The 19,061-nt window shown below is 35.9% G+C and carries 17 protein-coding genes and 1 pseudogene; 14 read left to right on the top strand and 4 right to left on the bottom strand.

Translation table 11 applies throughout. The features are described 5' to 3' along the window. Positions 1 to 440 precede the first annotated feature (440 nt). Complete coding sequence (locus M3627_RS19745) at positions 441 to 617, bottom strand: hypothetical protein (protein ID WP_169360920.1); 177 nt, start codon at positions 615 to 617, stop codon at positions 441 to 443. Between the two features lie 202 nt (positions 618 to 819). Between M3627_RS19745 and dnaN the strand changes: the two genes are divergently transcribed. From dnaN to M3627_RS19780, 7 genes and pseudogenes are all read left to right on the top strand, one after another. Further along, on the top strand, positions 820 to 1,755 hold the full coding sequence (gene dnaN, locus M3627_RS19750) for a DNA polymerase III subunit beta (protein ID WP_169360921.1): 936 nt from the start codon (positions 820 to 822) through the stop codon (positions 1,753 to 1,755). Positions 1,756 to 1,927: 172 nt separating this feature from the next. Next, complete coding sequence (locus M3627_RS19755; RefSeq protein ID WP_251557220.1) at positions 1,928 to 3,571, top strand: RHS repeat domain-containing protein; 1,644 nt, start codon at positions 1,928 to 1,930, stop codon at positions 3,569 to 3,571. Between the two features lie 22 nt (positions 3,572 to 3,593). After that, complete coding sequence (locus M3627_RS19760) at positions 3,594 to 3,965, top strand: hypothetical protein (RefSeq protein WP_169360923.1); 372 nt, start codon at positions 3,594 to 3,596, stop codon at positions 3,963 to 3,965. Positions 3,966 to 4,150: 185 nt separating this feature from the next. Next, a pseudogene (locus M3627_RS21155) lies at positions 4,151 to 4,879 on the top strand (transposase); the annotation flags it as partial. Between the two features lie 158 nt (positions 4,880 to 5,037). After that, positions 5,038 to 5,253, top strand: a complete 216-nt coding sequence (locus M3627_RS19770) for a hypothetical protein (RefSeq protein ID WP_251557211.1) — start codon at positions 5,038 to 5,040, stop codon at positions 5,251 to 5,253. Continuing rightward, positions 5,237 to 5,479, top strand: coding sequence for a hypothetical protein (locus M3627_RS19775; protein ID WP_169360924.1), 243 nt, complete (start codon positions 5,237 to 5,239; stop codon positions 5,477 to 5,479). The genes M3627_RS19770 and M3627_RS19775 overlap by 17 nt, the downstream gene beginning before the upstream one ends. A gap of 931 nt (positions 5,480 to 6,410) precedes the next feature. Further along, positions 6,411 to 6,557: a hypothetical protein gene (locus M3627_RS19780; protein ID WP_251557213.1), complete on the top strand. Its 147-nt coding sequence runs from the start codon at positions 6,411 to 6,413 to the stop codon at positions 6,555 to 6,557. 447 nt (positions 6,558 to 7,004) lie between these two features. Here M3627_RS19780 and rpsD read toward each other — a convergent pair whose 3' ends face one another. Next, entirely contained in the window at positions 7,005 to 7,607 is a 603-nt protein-coding gene (rpsD, locus tag M3627_RS19785) for a 30S ribosomal protein S4 (RefSeq protein WP_251557215.1), read from the bottom strand. A gap of 370 nt (positions 7,608 to 7,977) precedes the next feature. On the opposite strand from rpsD, the gene M3627_RS19790 reads away from it, so the two are divergent. Then, complete coding sequence (locus tag M3627_RS19790; protein WP_169360927.1) at positions 7,978 to 9,837, top strand: sensor domain-containing diguanylate cyclase; 1,860 nt, start codon at positions 7,978 to 7,980, stop codon at positions 9,835 to 9,837. Positions 9,838 to 9,927: 90 nt separating this feature from the next. Then, positions 9,928 to 11,100, top strand: a complete 1,173-nt coding sequence (gene megL / locus M3627_RS19795; protein ID WP_169360954.1) for a methionine gamma-lyase — start codon at positions 9,928 to 9,930, stop codon at positions 11,098 to 11,100. A 64-nt stretch (positions 11,101 to 11,164) separates the two neighbouring features. Here the strand turns inward: megL and M3627_RS19800 are convergent, their stop codons facing one another. Beyond that, complete coding sequence (locus M3627_RS19800) at positions 11,165 to 11,644, bottom strand: GAF domain-containing protein (RefSeq protein WP_169360928.1); 480 nt, start codon at positions 11,642 to 11,644, stop codon at positions 11,165 to 11,167. A 14-nt stretch (positions 11,645 to 11,658) separates the two neighbouring features. After that, the gene (hisJ, locus tag M3627_RS19805; protein WP_169360929.1) at positions 11,659 to 12,456 is read right to left on the bottom strand and encodes a histidinol-phosphatase HisJ; all 798 of its coding nucleotides are present in this window, start codon (positions 12,454 to 12,456) and stop codon (positions 11,659 to 11,661) included. 156 nt (positions 12,457 to 12,612) lie between these two features. Here hisJ and ezrA point away from each other — a divergent pair, with 156 nt between their 5' ends. The 5 genes from ezrA (at position 12,613) to mbcS (ending at position 18,771) form a co-directional block, all read left to right on the top strand. After that, positions 12,613 to 14,313, top strand: coding sequence for a septation ring formation regulator EzrA (gene ezrA / locus M3627_RS19810; protein ID WP_169360930.1), 1,701 nt, complete (start codon positions 12,613 to 12,615; stop codon positions 14,311 to 14,313). A gap of 85 nt (positions 14,314 to 14,398) precedes the next feature. Continuing rightward, positions 14,399 to 15,532, top strand: coding sequence for a cysteine desulfurase family protein (locus M3627_RS19815; RefSeq protein ID WP_251557216.1), 1,134 nt, complete (start codon positions 14,399 to 14,401; stop codon positions 15,530 to 15,532). Positions 15,533 to 15,537: 5 nt separating this feature from the next. Continuing rightward, on the top strand, positions 15,538 to 16,740 hold the full coding sequence (gene thiI / locus M3627_RS19820) for a tRNA uracil 4-sulfurtransferase ThiI (RefSeq protein WP_251557217.1): 1,203 nt from the start codon (positions 15,538 to 15,540) through the stop codon (positions 16,738 to 16,740). Between the two features lie 82 nt (positions 16,741 to 16,822). Beyond that, positions 16,823 to 17,026 carry an alpha/beta-type small acid-soluble spore protein gene (locus tag M3627_RS19825; RefSeq protein WP_251557218.1) on the top strand — a complete coding sequence of 68 codons (204 nt, stop codon included), beginning with the start codon at positions 16,823 to 16,825 and terminating at the stop codon, positions 17,024 to 17,026. A gap of 164 nt (positions 17,027 to 17,190) precedes the next feature. Beyond that, a complete protein-coding gene (gene mbcS, locus M3627_RS19830; protein ID WP_251557219.1) occupies positions 17,191 to 18,771 on the top strand; it encodes an acyl-CoA synthetase MbcS in 1,581 nt (526 codons plus the stop codon). Positions 18,772 to 19,061 lie beyond the last annotated feature (290 nt).

Raw genomic sequence — 19,061 nt, forward strand, 5'->3', positions numbered from 1 at the left:
TTATGACTAGACCGAACGAAGGAATGTATGCGTGCGACGCAAAGAGATATGGGAGGGTACGTCATCATAAGTTCTGCAGAGAAACAGAGTGCATCCAAGAATAGTATATTTATGGAATTTTTAACCAAGATTTTTAGCGGAGCACAGCCTTCGTTTCCAATATTTTTAATAAGTGGTTTAATAAGGGTGCAAAAGATCAGTTAGACGAGTTAAAAAAATTTTTTTCACTTTAAAATACGTAATGAAACCATTGGTACGACTACATTTTAAGAGGGAGTCGTCGCCTCCTCTCCAACCAATAAGAATGGGGAGGGGAGATGTCTTACTAGAAAAAATGGAATTTTAAAATAGAGACTATGCTAGAAAATTTAATCTACGCTACGAGGTGACCTTCCGAGAGCACGTTATGTGACAATTCCACTGATTTAAGTGTAATTGAGTTATTCAACATTTGAATATCTATTATCTCCCATCGTATGATTAGAGCTTTCCCCTGGTTTTGCATTTGGATTTATTGGATTCTGGTTATTGTTATTAATTTTCTTATTTCTCCTTTCAACTAGGAGAGCAAAAGCGATAATAATAAAAAGAATAAGAAGAACTATTAGCCAAATCATATTTACCCCTCTTTTGTTTAAAAAAAATAATTTTATCCACTAACTGTGACATTAGTTTTAGTGTAACATTTCATCAACAATACTACCTTATGTATAACACAAAGACATTTATTAATAAAAGGATAGAAAAGTTTGAGGTAGGGATTGGGAAGGAGTTTGTCGAATTAGGAATACTTATAATTAAAACGAGGTGGACCTTTTGATGGAATTTATAATTGATAATGATTTTTTTAGTAAAGCAATTTCAGATGTTAATAGAGCAGTGACTTCCAAAACGCCTTTTCCTATTCTTACAGGTATTAAGATTACTGCTGATGAAAGTGGCTTAACGCTAGTGGGCAGTAATTCTGATATTGTTATTGAGACAATTATCCCTTTGATGAATGATGGAGTAAAAGTGCTGGAAGTGTGTATACCAGGGAGTGTTGTAGTTTCAGCAAAATACTTAAGTGAAATTGTTAAGAAGCTACCTGGAAAAATACATATAAAAGTAGATGAGAAACAAGTAGTAACCATTCAATCCGATGACATTGTAACTAAATTATACGGGTTTCATGCAGACGATTACCCTATCCTCCCTAAAATCGATGAGGATAAATATATTAAAATTCCAAGTGTTGAATTACTCGAAATTATTAAACAAACTGTGTTTGCAGTTTCAAAGAGTGAGTCTAGGCCTGTCTTAACCGGAGTGAATATGTCGTTTAAAGCTCAGCGATTAAAGTGTGTAGCAACCAATTCCCAACGTTTGGCTTTAAGAGATGTTGAAATAAAATCAAATATAGAGGGGTCTTTCAACGTACCAGGAACAAGTTTGAATGAACTAGCCAAAATAATAAGTAATGAAGATAGTGTAATACATATTTTTATATCAGAACGGTATATGACATTTAAAACAAATACAATTTCTCTATTTTCTAGATTGATCGATGGCAATTATCCTAACGTCGACGGATTATTTCCAAGTAATTCGAACACGATAATTACTCTTAATACCAAACAGTTATTACAGGGGATAGATAGAGCTTGCCTTTTTGCAAGTGAATGGAAGAATAACAATGTTCATCTTGAAATAATGAATGGTTCAAAAATAAAAATTAATGGACAATCTGACCAAAACAACAGGTTCATTAAATGATGTGACTATCAATGAATATGATACTAACAAAAACCTAACGAAAACAATTTTACCTAGAGGAAACGCTATTTCGTGGACTTATGACGGTGTAAATAGAGTTAAAAGTATTTTCTATAATAATGAAGAGTATTTTAACTTTAAGTATGATTTAAATGGAAATGAAGAGTCCGTTATGTATGTAAAGGAAGCAAGGCAGAAATCTAGAGCATTTGATTCCTCTAACCGAGTCAAAGACTTGAAGGATCGGGAAGGGCACCAGCAGTGGAACTATCTAGCCAAAACCGATAAGTTAGATAGTTTCATCTTTTCACATGGAGCCTTTACGCAAACAAATAAATACGAATATAACCAGTTGGATCAAAATACACTTGTTACCACGGGAGATGGCACTTACCATTTTGGCTATAATGAGAAAGGAAATGTTCAAACATTCACATCAGCTAACGGGGCAGGGTCAACTTTTAACTTCGATGATCGGGGACTAGTAAGCAACCTTACCATTGGAACAGCAGACGGAAAAAAAATTTTAATGGAAGACTACTCTTATGACTCGAATGGAAACCGTACAAAAATAGACTATCTTGATGATTCATTTATATCATATGATTACGATGACCAAGAACAATTGATAAAAGAATCTTTAAGAAATGGACAGGTCAATGAATACGCCTATGATGGCTTTGGAAACAGAAAGAAAATAACCATTACAAATAATGGACAAACTACAAATAAAATTGCAATATATAATATAGCCAACCAATTAACGCAATTTGATGATGAGACCATTACTTATGATACCAACGGCAACCGAGTAATAGATGGACAGTATATCTATGAATGGAACAATGCAGATGAGCTTATTTCTGTTACAAATATAGGAGAATCTACTCCGTTTGTCACATATCAGTACGATGAGAGTGGAAGACGAATTCAGAAAAATGCTAATGAAGTTGTTACCAACTACCATTATAATGGGGACAGTATCAACGTTCTTTATGAAACAGATGAGAAAAACAATGTCATACGTTCTTACACGTATTCAGAAAATGGTCAGTTGCTTTCGATGAAGAAGGGAGTGCAAACTTTCTTCTATCATTATAATGCCCACGGAGATGTTATAGCTTTAACTAATCGGAATAGTGAAATAGTGGCTACCTATAAATACGATGCATGGGGGAATGTATTAGAATTTGATGAAACAGACCAAGTGAAGGACAATCCTTATCGTTATGCTGGCTACCTGTATGACAAAGAAACAGGATTATATTACTTGATAGCTAGATACTATCAGCCAGAATCTGGCGTATTTTTATCACAAGATCCTGATCCCGGGGATAGTGATGATATACTTACACAAAATGGGTACACATACGTCTCTAACAATCCTATTAAGTATACAGATCCAGATGGCATGAAACAATTGCATCAAGGAGGAGTTGGTGGAGGTGGAGGGATACCTTCGAGTATATCTAAAAAATATATTGGTCCTGTTAAGGTTAAGGGTACAGCTAATGTTAGAATAATCTCATCTATAAAAAAAGACTCTAGGTTAGTAAAAGCTGCTGAGGAAATGGGTAAAGATACACTTATTCAAAAAGAAGCTAATAATTTAGTAGCTAAATTACAGCAAGGGAACTCTAACCCAGGAATAGGAAATAATTCTCTCGGATTTGGAGGAATACATGAGCTAAGAAGTAAGAATGGAGCTAGAGTTTATTTTAGAAATATAAATGGTGGCGTTGAAATACTCGCCAAGTCTAACAAAAAAAATCAAGGTACGGTAATAAAAGTATTAAAACAACTATACGGAAAATAACCTTAGAAAGGAGAGAATAATATTGAAGATTAGAGATATAGAGTTTCCAGCTTATTTTGATACAATAGATAAAAATAACGATAACATTGATGTGTTTGTAACGATGGAAGATGGAATGACTTATACCATGGTAGTCACTACACCAAGCAATTACTATTGGTACATGGATAAAGAAGGTTTAGATTATATACCAGCAAGTCCACCTGATGTCATTGTGAGAACACTGACCAAAGAGAACATTTGGAAAGCAATTGAAACATTTACTGAGGATAATGCCTATTGGTTAAAATTGTTTTTTTTATCAGGAGATAAAGATGGGGTTTTTGACCAAAACATAATGGATGAGATGATAAAACAAATTAAAAAAGTTAATGATGAAATTGAGAATATGTAAACTATTTAGTAGTTTTATATTAACTATTTTATACTCAAGACAGCTTTTGATATAATCAACCTTTAAAACCTTGATTGGCAGAATTTATGCCTTTCAAGGTTTCTTTTTTGTGTGTCTATCCAGTGCCGATTGAACCGTTTTTTATCTAGAGAATAAAGGTAATCTTTGTAATCCCTACATGATGTTTTACAGAAGTGGATGGGAAAACTGCTTTAGCCTATTGGGAAAGCTATCCTTCTCCATTTCATTTGGAGGGGGAAACAGTAGAGCGATTGAGAGCATTTCTATTAGAAGCGAGTAGTAACGCTTGTTCCACTAGGAAAGCAGAACAGATACTATCTCTTGTTCAAGCAGACGGTGAGATAAAACGAGAATTTCAGACAACAAGAGACTTTATCATTCAAAGCATAGTGCGAGATATCCGTTTTAAAAAGCAGGAAATCAAGAAGGTGGATAAAGAGTTAAAGGTGACCATTCAGACATTAGGTATTCAGCTTGATACCATGCCAGGGATTGATACGGTTACTTCATCAGCTTTGATTGCAGAAATCAGTGACATTCATCTGTTCGCTAACCCTGACAAACTAGCAAGGTATGCAGGAATAGCCCCTATTAAAATGGGTTCGGGCGGTAAGGAAACGAAAAGATAAAGAAAAGAAAACAAAGCAAGGCAATCGAAAGCTATACGATCCTTTTACAACTTAGCTGTCCAACAAGAACAAGTATGTAAAGGCAGTAAAATTCCTTGTAATCCTGTCTTTTACGCTTACTACAATCAGAAACTAAAAGAGGGAAAATCAAAGTCACAAGCCTTACTTTGCATTATGAGAAGATTAGTCAGAATAATCTATGGTATGATGAAAAATAAAACGGCTTATATCATGCCAGATCAACCTAAAACAATGGCTATTTAACCAATATGGTTGGCGGTTAAAAAAACTGCCACCTTTCATAAAATACATTTTTAGATATTCCTAAGGGTAAAGGTAATACTAGTTATCCTAAGAGTAAATACCTTTCTACAACTACAAAAAATAAACTACCAGGTAAAGGACAAAAATCAAATTCATCGATGGATAGGGATGATGAGAAGGGTAATTTAATTCAACGTAAATATTATGATAAGAATGGGAATGTTAAAAAAGATATAGACTTTACGGACCATGGAAATCCTGAAGAACATCCTAAGGTACCCTATGAACATGATTGGGATTGGAGTAAGATAAACACCAAGAGGACCTTGGAAATAGAGAGTGGGAGGTTAATTTATTATGAATTATACGTATAAAGATTTAGTGGATGACTTGTCTTTAGGGCACGAAGTGGAATTTTCATATAGAGGTGAAAAGTATTCTATTAGTAGAAATGAAAATGGGTGGTTTTTGACTAAATATAATGATATAGATACAGTTCAAAAATATAATGATAGTGAAGAAGTATTAGAAAAGGGTATACTGGACTCCAAAAATATTCGATTAATATGGAGTGAAGTAACAGAGATATCAGTGCTTTAACTCATTAATCCCTGAGAAAGAAAATTCTTTCTCAGGGATTTTTTCTAGGCTAGGTGCCGAATAAGCCGCGCTTTTGACATAGTGCTCATAAGCCTTATATTATGTTTTTACAAATTATTTAGTACGTACAATACCAATATTTTGTTGAGCGAATCACCATAATTTAGTAGGTTAGAAACAGCGATATTTCCTATTAAAATTAGTAATAAACGAATTGGAGTAAATTGGATTTAAAAAATGGAGGAGAATTTCTATCGGTACGGATTAGAAGTAGTAAATAAATTATTGAAAAACATAGGATAAAACTATAAAGAATACAAGAGCAGCACAATGGTCGAATTACAAGGAGACTAACCTGAAATATTAAGACATATAAAACACCTACGAATCTATACATTAATTAAAAGTGTAGAATAGAAGGTGTTTTTATATGTGAAAAATTATCTATGAAATTTTGGATGGATTAAATTTCTCTACCAGTAACCGTGTTTAGTTGCTGCTTTTAATAGGTATACATCTCATATTATTTTTCTTTGCGTGAAAAACAGTCATATGAGATGAAATTGTATCTTCTTCAATTATTTCTGTTAATATACTCGTTATTGCCATTGCCGCAAACTTGTTAACGATAAGTCGCTGAGGTTCGCTAGCGGTGATGAATAACAAAGGTCTTTGGACTATTAGTATATATAACTTTTTTGGGCTATCCGACTAATTTTCCAAAAGAAAAGGGCTTATGAAATTGCTTTTCCTGATTGTCAAGAAGCAGGTCGTTTAGGAAAAGTGAATGGGTATGAAGAATATGAAAAGGTATTAAGGGGAAGGGTTCTTCTGACTTGGAAGTGGAAAACGATTGTGTGTTCCCAACTTTGACAAAATTAATAGCGGGTTGAATATGACTATTCTATTTTCGTCATATCAAGAAATTTTTGTGGCACGTTATATCACAGAGGTTTATGCTAACTATCCTAGTCTAGAAGCAAATCGTTCATTAAAAAAGTCTTTTACAGAATCTATTCTTGAAATAGAGGGAAGAGAACGTACCATTGGGGTTCACAAGCATGAGAAAGTACTTTAATGAAATTTGTTAGTATGAATAAGGTTCTTGAAGTAATGAAATACATTATTCAGTCAAAGAGATTGAATAACAAAGACCCGAATTCCGTAGAAGGGTGAAGAAATAATTAATAATCTTTGTTCATAGTCCTTGGCTCCTAATTATTTTAGATAATTCTATTCTTAGATTAGAATACTTAAATGAGAAAATGCCTTGAGTTAGGCACTTTTAGTTATACAATCATGATTAGACGTCAACTTTAAAAAAGAAAATTGTACTGGAGGCTCCTAATTTCACTTACACATTCCTGTACTTACGCCGCCATATATTTTTTAGCCCCAAACTAGCCCCAATTACTTTCTTTTATATGCTTTATCTTGCATTATAGAGAAAAAGAAAAAAGCCCTGAAACCCTTTGTTATAAAGGTTTCTAAGGCTTTTAATATTACTCTTTGCAGAGCAATTAGATTAACGAGAGTAGAACTCAACGATTAGAGATTCGTTGATATCAGCTGATAATTCGCTACGCTCTGGAAGGCGAACGAAAGTACCAACTTTGTTGTCTGCGTCAAATGTAAGGTATTCTGGTACGAAGTTATTAACTTCCATAGATTCGTTTACAACATCTAGGTTTTGAGATTTTTCACGAAGTGAAATTTCTTGACCTGGTTTTAAACGGTATGAAGGAATATCAACGCGTTTACCGTCAACCATAATATGACCATGGTTAACTAATTGACGAGCTCCACGACGAGTGCGAGCAAGACCTAAACGGTATACAATGTTATCAAGGCGAGTTTCAAGAAGGATCATGAAGTTTTCACCATGTTTACCTTGCATTTTACCAGCTTTATCAAACAAAGTACGGAATTGACGTTCGTTAACACCATAAGTGTGACGAAGTTTTTGTTTTTCTTGTAATTGAAGACCGTACTCAGTTAATTTTTTACGTTGGTTAGGACCGTGTTGTCCTGGTGCGTATGGGCGTTTTTCTAATTCTTTACCAGTACCACTTAGTGAGATACCAAGACGACGTGATAATTTCCATGCTGGACCTGTATAGCGAGCCATGAATGACTCCTCCTTTGTATTGGTTTTATTTTGTTGTAAAATAAGAACCAGATGCATTCAGACTAGCAGCCATTTCGTTTTCATGTATCATCGCCCTAGCAGCCGAGGGTTACGGGATACACCATCTATTTTAAATAGAGGAACAAAATGAACAATCTAATCCATACAACTGCTGCATTTATTTTACACAAAGACTATTGTATCTCGTGCACTGTTGAAAGTCAATCATATACATTAGTTAATTAATATTATAGCTATTTTGGGAAATTGAATATATTGACAAAACGGAAATTTTATAGTCAAATTGAATTATAAGGGTATTGGGATAAAAGTATCATAACTTCTCTCCGAAAGCTAAGAGGTGTAATAGATGGCAAACGATATAGACTTAACAAAATTTAAAGGTAGAGTTTTTGACTTATGGACCGATTATACTTTTAGTCAAGACAGTGAGATTAATTGGTTTGAAGAACTCAAAGTATTGTTGGCTGAGTTTTTTGACGTTAGGTTTGCCACCTATTATAAACAGGATGCCCATACTTTCATTCAACTGAATTGGAATCACTCACTCATTAAAAAAAGAGAAGCCATTAGATGGATAGAAATAGAAGGTTTCTTCTATGAAAAAGACTATGCAGAGATTCCTTTTATAAGAAAAGGAGAAAAACAGTGTGGTGAAGTTTCTATTTTGTTTAGAAGTGAGGATCATGAGATTCTTGGGATGTTAGTAATGGAAGCAACAGAGAAATGGGAGAAATTCGCGAAGACATCTGAAGTAAATGAATTTATACTAATCATTAGCAAATTAGTAAGAATGGTTAGAAAGTCTATCTTCTTAACAGAACAGGAGCACCAATACAGAAATCTTTTTAACGTGACAAAAATGTTCCATTCTACACTTGAGGTAGATCAAATCTTAAAAGGAACATTATTGGCTGTTCAGGATGCTTTTCCTGACTTTGACAATACATTGATTCTCTCTAACGATCAAGATCGTAAAACTTCTGTTCCATATAAATTATTTGATTATACCTCGGAGAGACCTAGTACGGTTGAAGCGTACGTATCCGGAGAAATAACTTCAGATTTAGTAGAAAATTCGAAGATGAAACTATTAAATATACCAATAAAGGGGAAGCAGGGGATCTACGGTATCCTACAAGTATCTACCCCGATGGATTATCTGTTTTCAATCAGGCAGAAGGAATTTATGAAGATGCTTGCTGCTACTGCTGGAAACGCCCTAGAAAATGCTAAGTTGTTTATTCAATCTCACCGTTTAGTTGGTGACTTACAATTAATCAATGAGACGACTCATAAATTGAATATGAATTTATCGCAAGAAGACATGGTCATATTCTTAAAAAATCAACTAATGAAATCATTTCAGCCAGAGCATGTTTGTTTTGTATTTATAGAGGATGATGAATACTCGATCAGTGTAGCTAGCTCTGATTATTTTTACACATTAGAAGGCCAAATGTATATTCAACATGTAGGAAACCAATTTAAAAAGCTTAAGGATTCGCTGTTTGTGGCTGATTTCAATCGACTAAGTAATACGAACGTTGCATATCGATCTCTTGTGGCAATTCCTTTAAGAGAACAAGAAAATATTACTGGGTTTAGCATAGTATTGCACAGCGATCCATACTATTTTTCCTTCGATAGCTTCAAATTAATGCAATCCTTAATACAGCATTCCTCCTTGGCCCTTACTAATTCCGCGCTGCGCAATAAATTACAAGAAATGGTTGATCGTGACCACCTGACGAATCTCTATGCAAGAAGCTATTTAGATAGATACGTAGAGGAATCTATGATTAATGATACTAGTGGGATCTTCGTACTAATGGATATCGATAACTTTAAACAAGTGAATGACACTCATGGACATCAGGTAGGAGACAGTATTCTTAAACAAATTGCAACGGTTATTGATAAAAAAGTAGAACAAGTAGGAATAGGTGCAAGATGGGGTGGAGAAGAGCTGGCTCTATATTTTCCCCAGATGTCTGTGGAGGAAGGTGAAAGAATTTGTGCCGACCTCTTAGAGATAATCCCTATTTATACAAATCCAGGGGTGACCGTTTCTGTTGGTTTATCTGGGTGGAGTAAAAGAGGGGATGCAGACTTTCATAATTTGTTTCATCATGCAGATATTGCACTATATGAAGCGAAAAATAATGGAAAAAACCAGCTATGTATTTACGAGGTAACTTGTCATTAAGATGAGTTGCCTTTTCTTTTTTTGGAAATATGTGTACACTATATTTGAAAGCGTTTACAAAAGGGGTGCACGATTTTGGGAAAATCATCAATGGAAAAAGAAACAACACTTATTCATCAAGGGTATGCTACTGAGAATCATCATGACAGTTTAGCGGTTCCGCTCTATCAAACTTCTACATTTGCATTTGAAAATGCAGAGCAAGGTGCGAAACGGTTTGCAGGAGAGGAAGCGGGAGGGATCTATTCCCGGTTAGGTAATCCGACTGTCCAAGTGCTAGAGCAAAGAATGGCAGCGATAGAAAATGGAGAGGGTGCGCTTGCTTTTGGGTCGGGGATGGCCGCAGTAAGTACAATCCTAGTATATTTGACTAAAGCTGGTGACCATATCTTATGCACAAGAGGAATTTATGGTTGTACATTTGGGTTACTGAACATAATGGAGGAAAAATATAATATTTCGCATAGCTTGGAAAAGTTGTCAACCGAAGAAGAAATTGAGGCAGCTATTAAACCAAATACGACATGTATTTACGTGGAAACACCAATCAATCCAACGATGGAAATTGTAGATATCGCATTAATCGTCAAAATTGCACAGAAACATAATATTCCGGTAGTGGTGGATAATACTTTCTGTTCTCCATATCTACAAAATCCGTTAGACTTAGGAGCAAACTTCGTACTGCATAGTGCCACGAAGTATATTAACGGTCATGGAGATGTGATAGCTGGGATTCTAGTAGGCAAGGAAAAAGAACAAATGGACATAATTCGTTCGACTGTTCAGAAGGACTTTGGCGGTATCATATCACCATTTGATGCGTGGCTGTTAATTAGAGGGTTAAAGACGTTACATGTCAGAATGGATAGACATTCTAGTAACGCAGAAAAAGTATTTTCATTTTTAGAGTCCCATCCTTCTATTGAGTCCATTTATTATCCTTTCGATCAAAAAAATCCTCAGTACGAGGTAGCAAAAAGGCAAATGAAAAACGGGGGAGGACTAATTTCCTTTGCTATTAAGGGTGGTAAGGAAAAAGCCCAGCAGCTTATGAATGCTCTTTCGCTCATTAAAATCGCAGTAAGCCTAGGTGATGCCGAGACACTAATCCAACATCCAGCAACTATGACCCACTCTGTAGTACCTAGCAAAGAGAGAATTGCTATGGGTATAACCGATGGATTACTAAGACTGTCAGTTGGTCTTGAAAACTCAGAAGACATTATTAGAGATTTAGAGCAAGCCTTAGATAAATTGTAAAAAAACGAAAGAGGATGAAATGACAGAAGTCATCACATCCTCTTTCAATCTAGTTAACTAGAAGTTATATATGCTTAATAAGGACCTCTACGAACTGTTCTAGTCCTTTTCCATCCTCAGCAGTAAATCGATCTTTTATAGGGCTATCAATATCTAAAACTCCGAGAAGTTTACCCTCTCTTACAATAGGAACAACAATTTCTGATTGCGAAGCGGCATCACAAGCTATATGACCAGGAAATGCATGAACATCAGGTACGATTATTGTTTCCTGTGTTTCCGCTGCTGTACCACATACGCCTTTACCAAGTGAAATACGAACACAAGCAGGTAGACCTTGGAATGGTCCGAGCACAAGTCCACCATCCTCGACTAGGTAAAACCCAACCCAATTAATTTTGTCGAAGAACTGGTTTAAAAGAGCAGAGGCGTTACTTAAGTTGGCAATTGCATTAGTTTCGCCCTCTAAAAGAGCATCTAGCTGTTTACACAATAATGAATAGCTAGCGGACAAGTCAGTTGAATAGTTAGTTGTTTGAAACATATACATTCTCCAATCTACAAGATATTATTAAAACATTTATAATACTGGTGTAAATCTTTTGCTTGGTGCGCATCTGATCCAAAAACTATAGGTATACCTAATTCCTTTGCCAGAGAAATATAGGGAATTGGAGGATAGCTCTCTTTGCAAAAAGGCTTAGCAAAGCCTGCACTATTTGCATCTAACTCTAACAATCTATTCCTCATTTCTACTAATATACCTAAGATGTCTTCATGATCATCAACAATTTCAGAAAGTGCATGCTGAAACTTATGTACAAGTGTAATATGTCCAATCCGTTTTGGCTTATATATTCCTAAGTCGCTCGTTATTGAATCCATCAACGTTTTGTAATACAATTTATAGACAGACATAGGACTACCAAGTTTTTCGACGAATCTCAGGTAAACTTCCTTAGAATAATCGATACATACATATTGATTTTGATCGAGTAAAAAATGTACGGATAGAATGGAATCGTCTAAATAACTTCCATAGTTGTTTAAAAACTCCGTAGTTTCTGATTCAAAACCTGAAATATAATCAATCTCTAAGCCTGTAGATATAACAATATCTCGTTTATACTGTTTTTTCAACTGATTTAGTTCCGTTAAATAGGCCTCTAAGCGATGAAAATCCATACCACTATCTTTATCTGGCGTGGGATCTATAAAGCTGGAAGGCAACGGAGCATGCTCGGTAAAAGTGATTTCTTGAAAACCATTTAGAATAGCCTTTTCAATATACTGGTTAAAACTATCCAGTGTTCCATGAGGACAGTAAGGGGTATGTATATGTCCATCTTTTTTCATAGCAGTTGGGCTCCTTTTGTAGAAAGTTACATTATTTTTTAACATTTCTTAGGTTTATTCTTATTTAATGAAACAATAACATAAAAAGCATGGTAATATATATAGTAAGATACAATTCGCACTTTTTGATTTTGGAACAGGAACAGGGGGCTTACGATGAGGTATATCATCCCAGCAGTCATTGTACTTTTAGTAATTGCAATCATTGCATTTATCATACGAAAGAAACACCAAACAGAAATAGCTCGCTTAGAGCATGAAAAGCACCAAATTCAAAACAAGCCTATTTTAGAGGAAATGACTAAAGTTAAACAGCTAAATATGAATGGGCAAACAGAAGAAATGTTTGAAAGATGGCGCAATAATTGGACCGAAGTAATGGATGTACATATGCCTAAGATTGACGTTCTTTTGTTTGATGCGGAAGAATATGTAGATAAGTTCCTTTTTATGAAGGCCACCAAAATCGAAAAAGAACTTCAAACTTTGATATCTACTTGTGATGAGAAAATGTCAGGTATTATCAAAGAGTTAGAGGAACTAATCGGTAGCGAGGAAAAAAACCGCATAGAAATAGAACAGCTTAAGGACCAACATCGTTCAGCAAGAAAAACATTGTTAGCCCATCAATATTCTTTTGGCGAAGCAGCTCCTGCTCTAGAGGCTAAATTAGAATCCTTCTTACCACTCTTTGAGGAATTTGACCAGCTAACGGATACTGGGAACTACTTAAGCGCTAGAGAAATAGTGATCAACATACAAGATGAAGGACAAAAGTTCTTTCATAAAATACATGAAATTCCAACTTTACTTACTGAGATTCAGCATAAAATCCCTGCTACGATACATGAGCTGCGAAACGGTCAAAAGGAAATGGAAGCTAGTTCTTATTACTTGCAGCATTTAGAAATGACTAAAAAGCTAGATGATTTAGAAGCAGAGCTTGCAGAGTTAAAGACCTCTATTATTAGTCTGGATGTTGCTAAGCCATTGATTCGTGTGGGAGAGATAAAAGAAGAAATTGAAACGTTCTATGATCTATTGGAAAAAGAAGTCATAGCTAAAAAGTACGTGGATAGCTATAAGGACCAGACAGCTATTCGTTTGAGAGAAGTAACTACAGCTACTAGAGCGATCAATGAAGAAGCGACATATGTACAGCAAAGTTATCGTTTACCTGAAAAAGAAGCTGAAATACCTCAGAGCTGTCTAAAAGAGCTAGAGGAGCTAGATAAAAAATTTAGCATGCTTGCTCTCCGAGTAGAGGAAGAGAAATCTGCCTATTCAAGTCTTCAGGAAGAACTGAACGAAATTGCGGAAGAGATTGATCGATTATACGAAGAGCAGGATCGCTTCGCAAACCGTCTAAAAAATCTGCGCATCGACGAAAACAAGGCCCGAGAAAAGCTAGATGACTTAAAAATATTATTACATGATACAGATCGTATGATTCAAAAAGCCAATATTCCAGGTATACCAGAAGAAATGGATGTCCGATTAGAAGAAGCGGAAGAGCATATTTATGTTGCTATGCAAAGCTTGCAGGAAGTTCCTTTAAATATGACATTGGTCGATGGTTATTTGGAAAAGGCAGAGGCATGCATGGAAGATGTACATCATAAAGCAAAAGAAATGTTAGAAAATGTAGAGCTAACTGAAAAAATTATTCAGTATGGAAATCGTTATCGTGCGTCGCATCCAAATGTTCATGCACGTTTACTCGAAGCAGAGGAAGCATTCAGACAATTGCGCTATGCTAAGGCATTGGAAGATGCGGCAACTGCAGTAGAAGAAGTGGAACCAGGAGCTTTAAAGAAAATCGAAATGATGATTAAAGAAGCAGCTTGGCGTACATAACATGGTATCTTAAAAACAGATAGAAATGTAGACCACCTCACTACTTGTGATGGTGGTCTTTTTCCTAAGAAGGAGAGAGAATACTTTGATTTATTTGGATAATAGCGCAACAACAAAAGTATTACCGGAAATAATGGATACTTTTGTCGCTGTGAACGAAACATATTGGGCAAATCCATCCTCTATACATGAATTTGGTCATAAAACGAACCAGTTATTACAATCAGCGCGAGAACAAATAGCAGAAATTCTGCGCACTGCTAGTGCTAAAATATACTTTACGTCTGGTGGTACGGAGTCCAATAATTTAGCGATATTTGGACTTGCAAACAAATATAAATTTAGAGGAAAGCACGTACTTATTTCTCAAATTGAACACCCTTCTATTATAGAAGCGGCTAAACAACTGGTTGTTATGGGCTTTGAGGTGGAATGGATTCCGGTCGATGCTAGCGGAATAATAGATTTAAATGAGTTTTCCAAACTAATTCGCGCAGAAACGATGCTAGTGAGTATTATGCATGTTAACAATGAAACGGGTGCTGTGCAGCCACTTAAAGCATTGAGTACAATTGTGAGAAGAGAAAGTAAGGCAGTCATTCATGTCGATGCAGTACAAAGCTTTGGTAAATTATCGATAGACTTTAAACGGTATGATATAGATGCAATAACTATTTCATCTCATAAAATTCACGGCATAAAAGGCTCTGGTTTACTTGCACTTTCAAAAACAAGAGAGATAGAGCCTATATTGTTCGGCGGAGGACAAGAATCGGGTATTAGAAGTGGCACAACTCCAGTTCCATTGGCAGTAAGCACAGCAAAGGCAATGAGAATTGCTAGTACTGGCTTGGAGAAAAATTCAACACACATGAAAAATCTAACTGACGAGCTTGTTCAGTTTCTCCATGGCTTCGAACGTATTAAAATGATTTCTCCAGAGAATCGTGCTCCCCATATCGTTACTTTTTCTGTGCGAAAAATCAAGGGAGAGGTTATAATCAATGCATTACAAAAAAGAGATGTCATTGTCTCTACTAGTAGTGCTTGTTCTTCTAGACAAACAAAAACAAGCCACGTGTTAAAGGCGATGCATATATCAGATGACTATATAAAGGGTGTTATCCGTTTAAGTATCAGTCCTCTAACGACCGAGGAAGAAATAGAGACATTTAAAAAAATATTCACCGAAGTGATGAATGTTATAAAAGGAGATTAAATGCAATGAAATGGGAGAAAATTTTAGTTAGGTACGGAGAACTTTCAACTAAGGGTAAGAACAGAAAACAGTTTATTAATCATTTACGAAATAATATTAAGTTTTCCTTTGTGGACTTACCAAATATAAAGGTACATGCTGAGCGAGATCGCATGTTTTTAACTTCTACGGATGATGAAGAAATTCAAGAGCTAATCAAACGTTTACCTAAAATTTTTGGTATTCAATCGTTTAGTCCGGTTGCTTCTTGTTCACAAGATATAGAAGATATTAAAAAAACAGCATTAGAGATCATGGAAAGTCTTGAGACGGAAGATAAAACATTCCGAGTTACAGTAAAACGTACTGACAAGCGCTTTCCAATGGATACGTATGAGCTACAAACTACTATCGCTAGCCATGTATTAAGACAATATCCAGCCTTAAAGGTTCAAATGAAAAAGCCTGAAATCGATTTGCGTATTGAAGTCTTGACCGATGCTGTATATATGATGGCTCAAGTTATTCCAGGTGCAGGTGGAATGCCATTAGGATCTAATGGTCGTTCCTTACTGATGCTTTCAGGTGGAATTGATAGTCCTGTCGCTGGTTATATGCTAATGAAGCGTGGTGTAAGATTAGATGCGATTCATTTTCATAGTCCGCCATTTACAAGCGAACGATCAAAAGAAAAGGTAATGGATCTTGCCAATCAGTTAAGCCATTTTGGAGCAACTGTGCGTCTTCATGTCATACCTTTCACTGATATACAACAAAGTATTCAGGCTCAAATTCCCGAAAATGTTTCCATGACTACGACTAGAAGAATTATGATGAAAATTGCAGATCTTGTTCGCGAAGAAATTGGAGCACTAGGAATTGTGACAGGTGAAAGCTTAGGCCAAGTAGCTAGCCAAACGCTTGAAAGCTTAACAGCTATAAATGCAGTGACATCTACGCCTATTTTTAGACCGTTAATATCAATGGATAAACTAGATATTATAGATATTGCCCGGGAAATCGGGACTTATGACACATCAATTCTTCCATATGAGGATTGCTGTACTATTTTCACTCCTTCTTGTCCAAAGACTAAACCAAAGCTAGAGAAAGTGGAATACTATGAAAGCTTTAAGGATTTTGATGAATTGATAAAAGAAGCAGTTGAAAATAGAGAGACGATTTCATTCCCAAAGAAAAAAGAAAATGTCTTTGAAGATCTATTGTAAAAAATAACAAAATATACCTCATATCTTGTGTACATAAAAAGAATGAAATCGACCATTCTAATTTCACAAGGAGGTGATTACAATGTCTTCAAACAACAACAGCAACCAACTTTTAGTTCCTGGTGTAAAGCAAGCTCTTGATCAAATGAAATATGAAATCGCTCAAGAATTTGGTGTGAATTTAGGAGCAGATGCATCAGCGCGTGCCAACGGATCCGTAGGCGGAGAAATTACTAAGCGTTTAGTGCAAAGAGCTCAACAACAAATGAACGGTTCAAACAGCTAATCATATAAAAAAGAAGTCGGCAGGAAACTGCCGGCTTTTTCCTATTTTATGCATCATTTTTCGTGGTACATATATTACAAAATTTCTAAAAATTAAATTTATTATATAAAAAAGTAAAAAAATCCCCTATACTTTAAATTAGAACAAGAAGGGGGAAATGATTCATGAACAAAATGGATTTAATCGCACCATCACACTATAACCTAGTAAGCGAGTTCGAAAAGTATAGTACCGATGAAAGTAGGTTAGCTCTTATTTGGGAATCTGATAAAGGGGAAAAGAAACAAATCACCTATAAAAATTTACTCCTCCGAGCAAATAAAATTGCCAATTTATTTACAAGCAAAGGTCTTAAAAAAGGCGATGTCGTTCTTATTATGGTTCCTAGACTGATCGAAGCATATGAAGTATATATTGCAGCGCTAAAAGCAGGATTAGTTGTAATCCCAAACTCCGAGATGCTTAGAGCTAAGGATATTGAATATCGATTAACCCATAGTGAAGCAAAAGCAATCATAGCTTTTGAACCGTTCCTATCCCAATACGACGATGTAAGCAATTTAGAGAACAAACTACTATTTGTCATTGGACAAAGTCAAAATCAATGGATATCTCTTACAGATGAAATGGAAAAGGAAAGCGAGGATTTTTCTACAATTGAAACCTTAAAAGATGACATGGCTTTCTTATCTTATACAAGTGGAACAACCGGTAATCCTAAAGGTGTTGTACATACACACGGTTGGGCTTTTGCGCACCTACGGACATCAGCTCCCAACTGGTTAGGGATTGAAGATGGTGACGTTGTATGGGCTACAGCAAGTCCAGGCTGGCAGAAATGGATCTGGAGTCCTTTCTTAGCTACGCTTGGAAGCGGTGCAACCGGATACGTTTATAACGGCAAATTCGATGCAAAAGTATATCTTCGTAATATCCAAGAACAACAGGTAAATGTTCTATGTTGCACGCCTACGGAATATCGAATCATGGCAAAGGTAGATGGGTTAGCTGATTATAACTTATCTAGTCTCCATAGTGCTGTTTCTGCTGGTGAGCCATTGAATAGAGAGGTTATAGAAACGTTTGGAAAATTATTTGACCTAGAAGTGAGAGACGGATATGGCCAAACCGAAAATACATTGCTAGTCGGTACGATGAAAGGGATGGAGGCTAAGCCAGGCTCTATGGGTAAACCTACTCCTGGAAACAAAGTAGAAATCGTCAACGACCAAGGAGAGCCATGTGACGTAGAAGAAGTAGGAGACATTGCTGTTCATGTAGAAACTCCTGCATTGTTTAAGGAATATTTAAAAGATCCGGAAAGAACCTCGATGCAGTTTAGAGGAGATTATTATATTACCGGAGACAGAGCTAGAAAGGACGAAGACGGCTATTTCTGGTTTGAAGGTAGAGGTGACGATATAATCATTAGCTCTGGATATACCATTGGACCGTTCGAGGTTGAGGACGCTTTAACAAAGCATCCACTAGTACAAGAATGTGCAGTCATCGGTAGTCCAGATGAAATAAGAGGGACGATTGTTAAAGCATTCGTGGTGCTACGAGATCCTTCGCTGCAAGTATCGGATGAGTTAGTTAAGGAGCTTCAAGACCACGTGAAAGCGCTAACTGCACCTTACAAGTACCCTAGAGAAATAGAATTTATATCTGAGCTTCCAAAGACAACCTCTGGGAAAATTAGAAGAATTGAGCTTAGACAAAAGGAATTGTTAAAGACTAAATAGAGTGGTTTGACTATTAATGAAGGAAAATGTAATAGAAAAAATAAAAAGCCTCGAAATTTTACGACCTGGTAAATTTTTCGGGGCTTCTATTTAAATTCCGGTAGTTGTTTTCCGCTCCAGCGGACGCTTTCCGGGGGCACGGCTTCAATCTCCTCGTCGCTTTGCTGAGGGCACTGAAAAACTTACGTTTTTATAATAATTTTGTTTTTGAAAATTAAAAAAGGGTACTTTTTGTTCAAACTGAACAGAAAATACCCTTTTTCATTGCCTTATTCTTGCTCTCATTCGTT

The sequence above is a fragment of the Psychrobacillus sp. MER TA 171 genome (assembly GCF_023713305.1).
In the GTDB taxonomy this organism is placed as follows: Bacteria; Bacillota; Bacilli; order Bacillales_A; family Planococcaceae; genus Psychrobacillus.

Excerpts from the sequence above, each read along its gene's own strand:
- M3627_RS19745 (WP_169360920.1), bottom strand. The coding sequence starts at position 617 with ATGATTTGGCTAATAGTTCTTCTTATTCTTTTTATTATTATCGCTTTT.
- dnaN (WP_169360921.1), top strand. The coding sequence starts at position 820 with ATGGAATTTATAATTGATAATGATTTTTTTAGTAAAGCAATTTCAGAT.
- M3627_RS19755 (WP_251557220.1), top strand. The coding sequence starts at position 1,928 with ATGTATGTAAAGGAAGCAAGGCAGAAATCTAGAGCATTTGATTCCTCT.
- M3627_RS19770 (WP_251557211.1), top strand. The coding sequence starts at position 5,038 with ATGGATAGGGATGATGAGAAGGGTAATTTAATTCAACGTAAATATTAT.
- M3627_RS19775 (WP_169360924.1), top strand. The coding sequence starts at position 5,237 with ATGAATTATACGTATAAAGATTTAGTGGATGACTTGTCTTTAGGGCAC.
- rpsD (WP_251557215.1), bottom strand. The coding sequence starts at position 7,607 with ATGGCTCGCTATACAGGTCCAGCATGGAAATTATCACGTCGTCTTGGT.
- M3627_RS19790 (WP_169360927.1), top strand. The coding sequence starts at position 7,978 with ATGGCAAACGATATAGACTTAACAAAATTTAAAGGTAGAGTTTTTGAC.
- megL (WP_169360954.1), top strand. The coding sequence starts at position 9,928 with ATGGAAAAAGAAACAACACTTATTCATCAAGGGTATGCTACTGAGAAT.
- M3627_RS19800 (WP_169360928.1), bottom strand. The coding sequence starts at position 11,644 with ATGTTTCAAACAACTAACTATTCAACTGACTTGTCCGCTAGCTATTCA.
- hisJ (WP_169360929.1), bottom strand. The coding sequence starts at position 12,456 with ATGAAAAAAGATGGACATATACATACCCCTTACTGTCCTCATGGAACA.
- ezrA (WP_169360930.1), top strand. The coding sequence starts at position 12,613 with ATGAGGTATATCATCCCAGCAGTCATTGTACTTTTAGTAATTGCAATC.
- thiI (WP_251557217.1), top strand. The coding sequence starts at position 15,538 with ATGAAATGGGAGAAAATTTTAGTTAGGTACGGAGAACTTTCAACTAAG.
- M3627_RS19825 (WP_251557218.1), top strand. The coding sequence starts at position 16,823 with ATGTCTTCAAACAACAACAGCAACCAACTTTTAGTTCCTGGTGTAAAG.
- mbcS (WP_251557219.1), top strand. The coding sequence starts at position 17,191 with ATGAACAAAATGGATTTAATCGCACCATCACACTATAACCTAGTAAGC.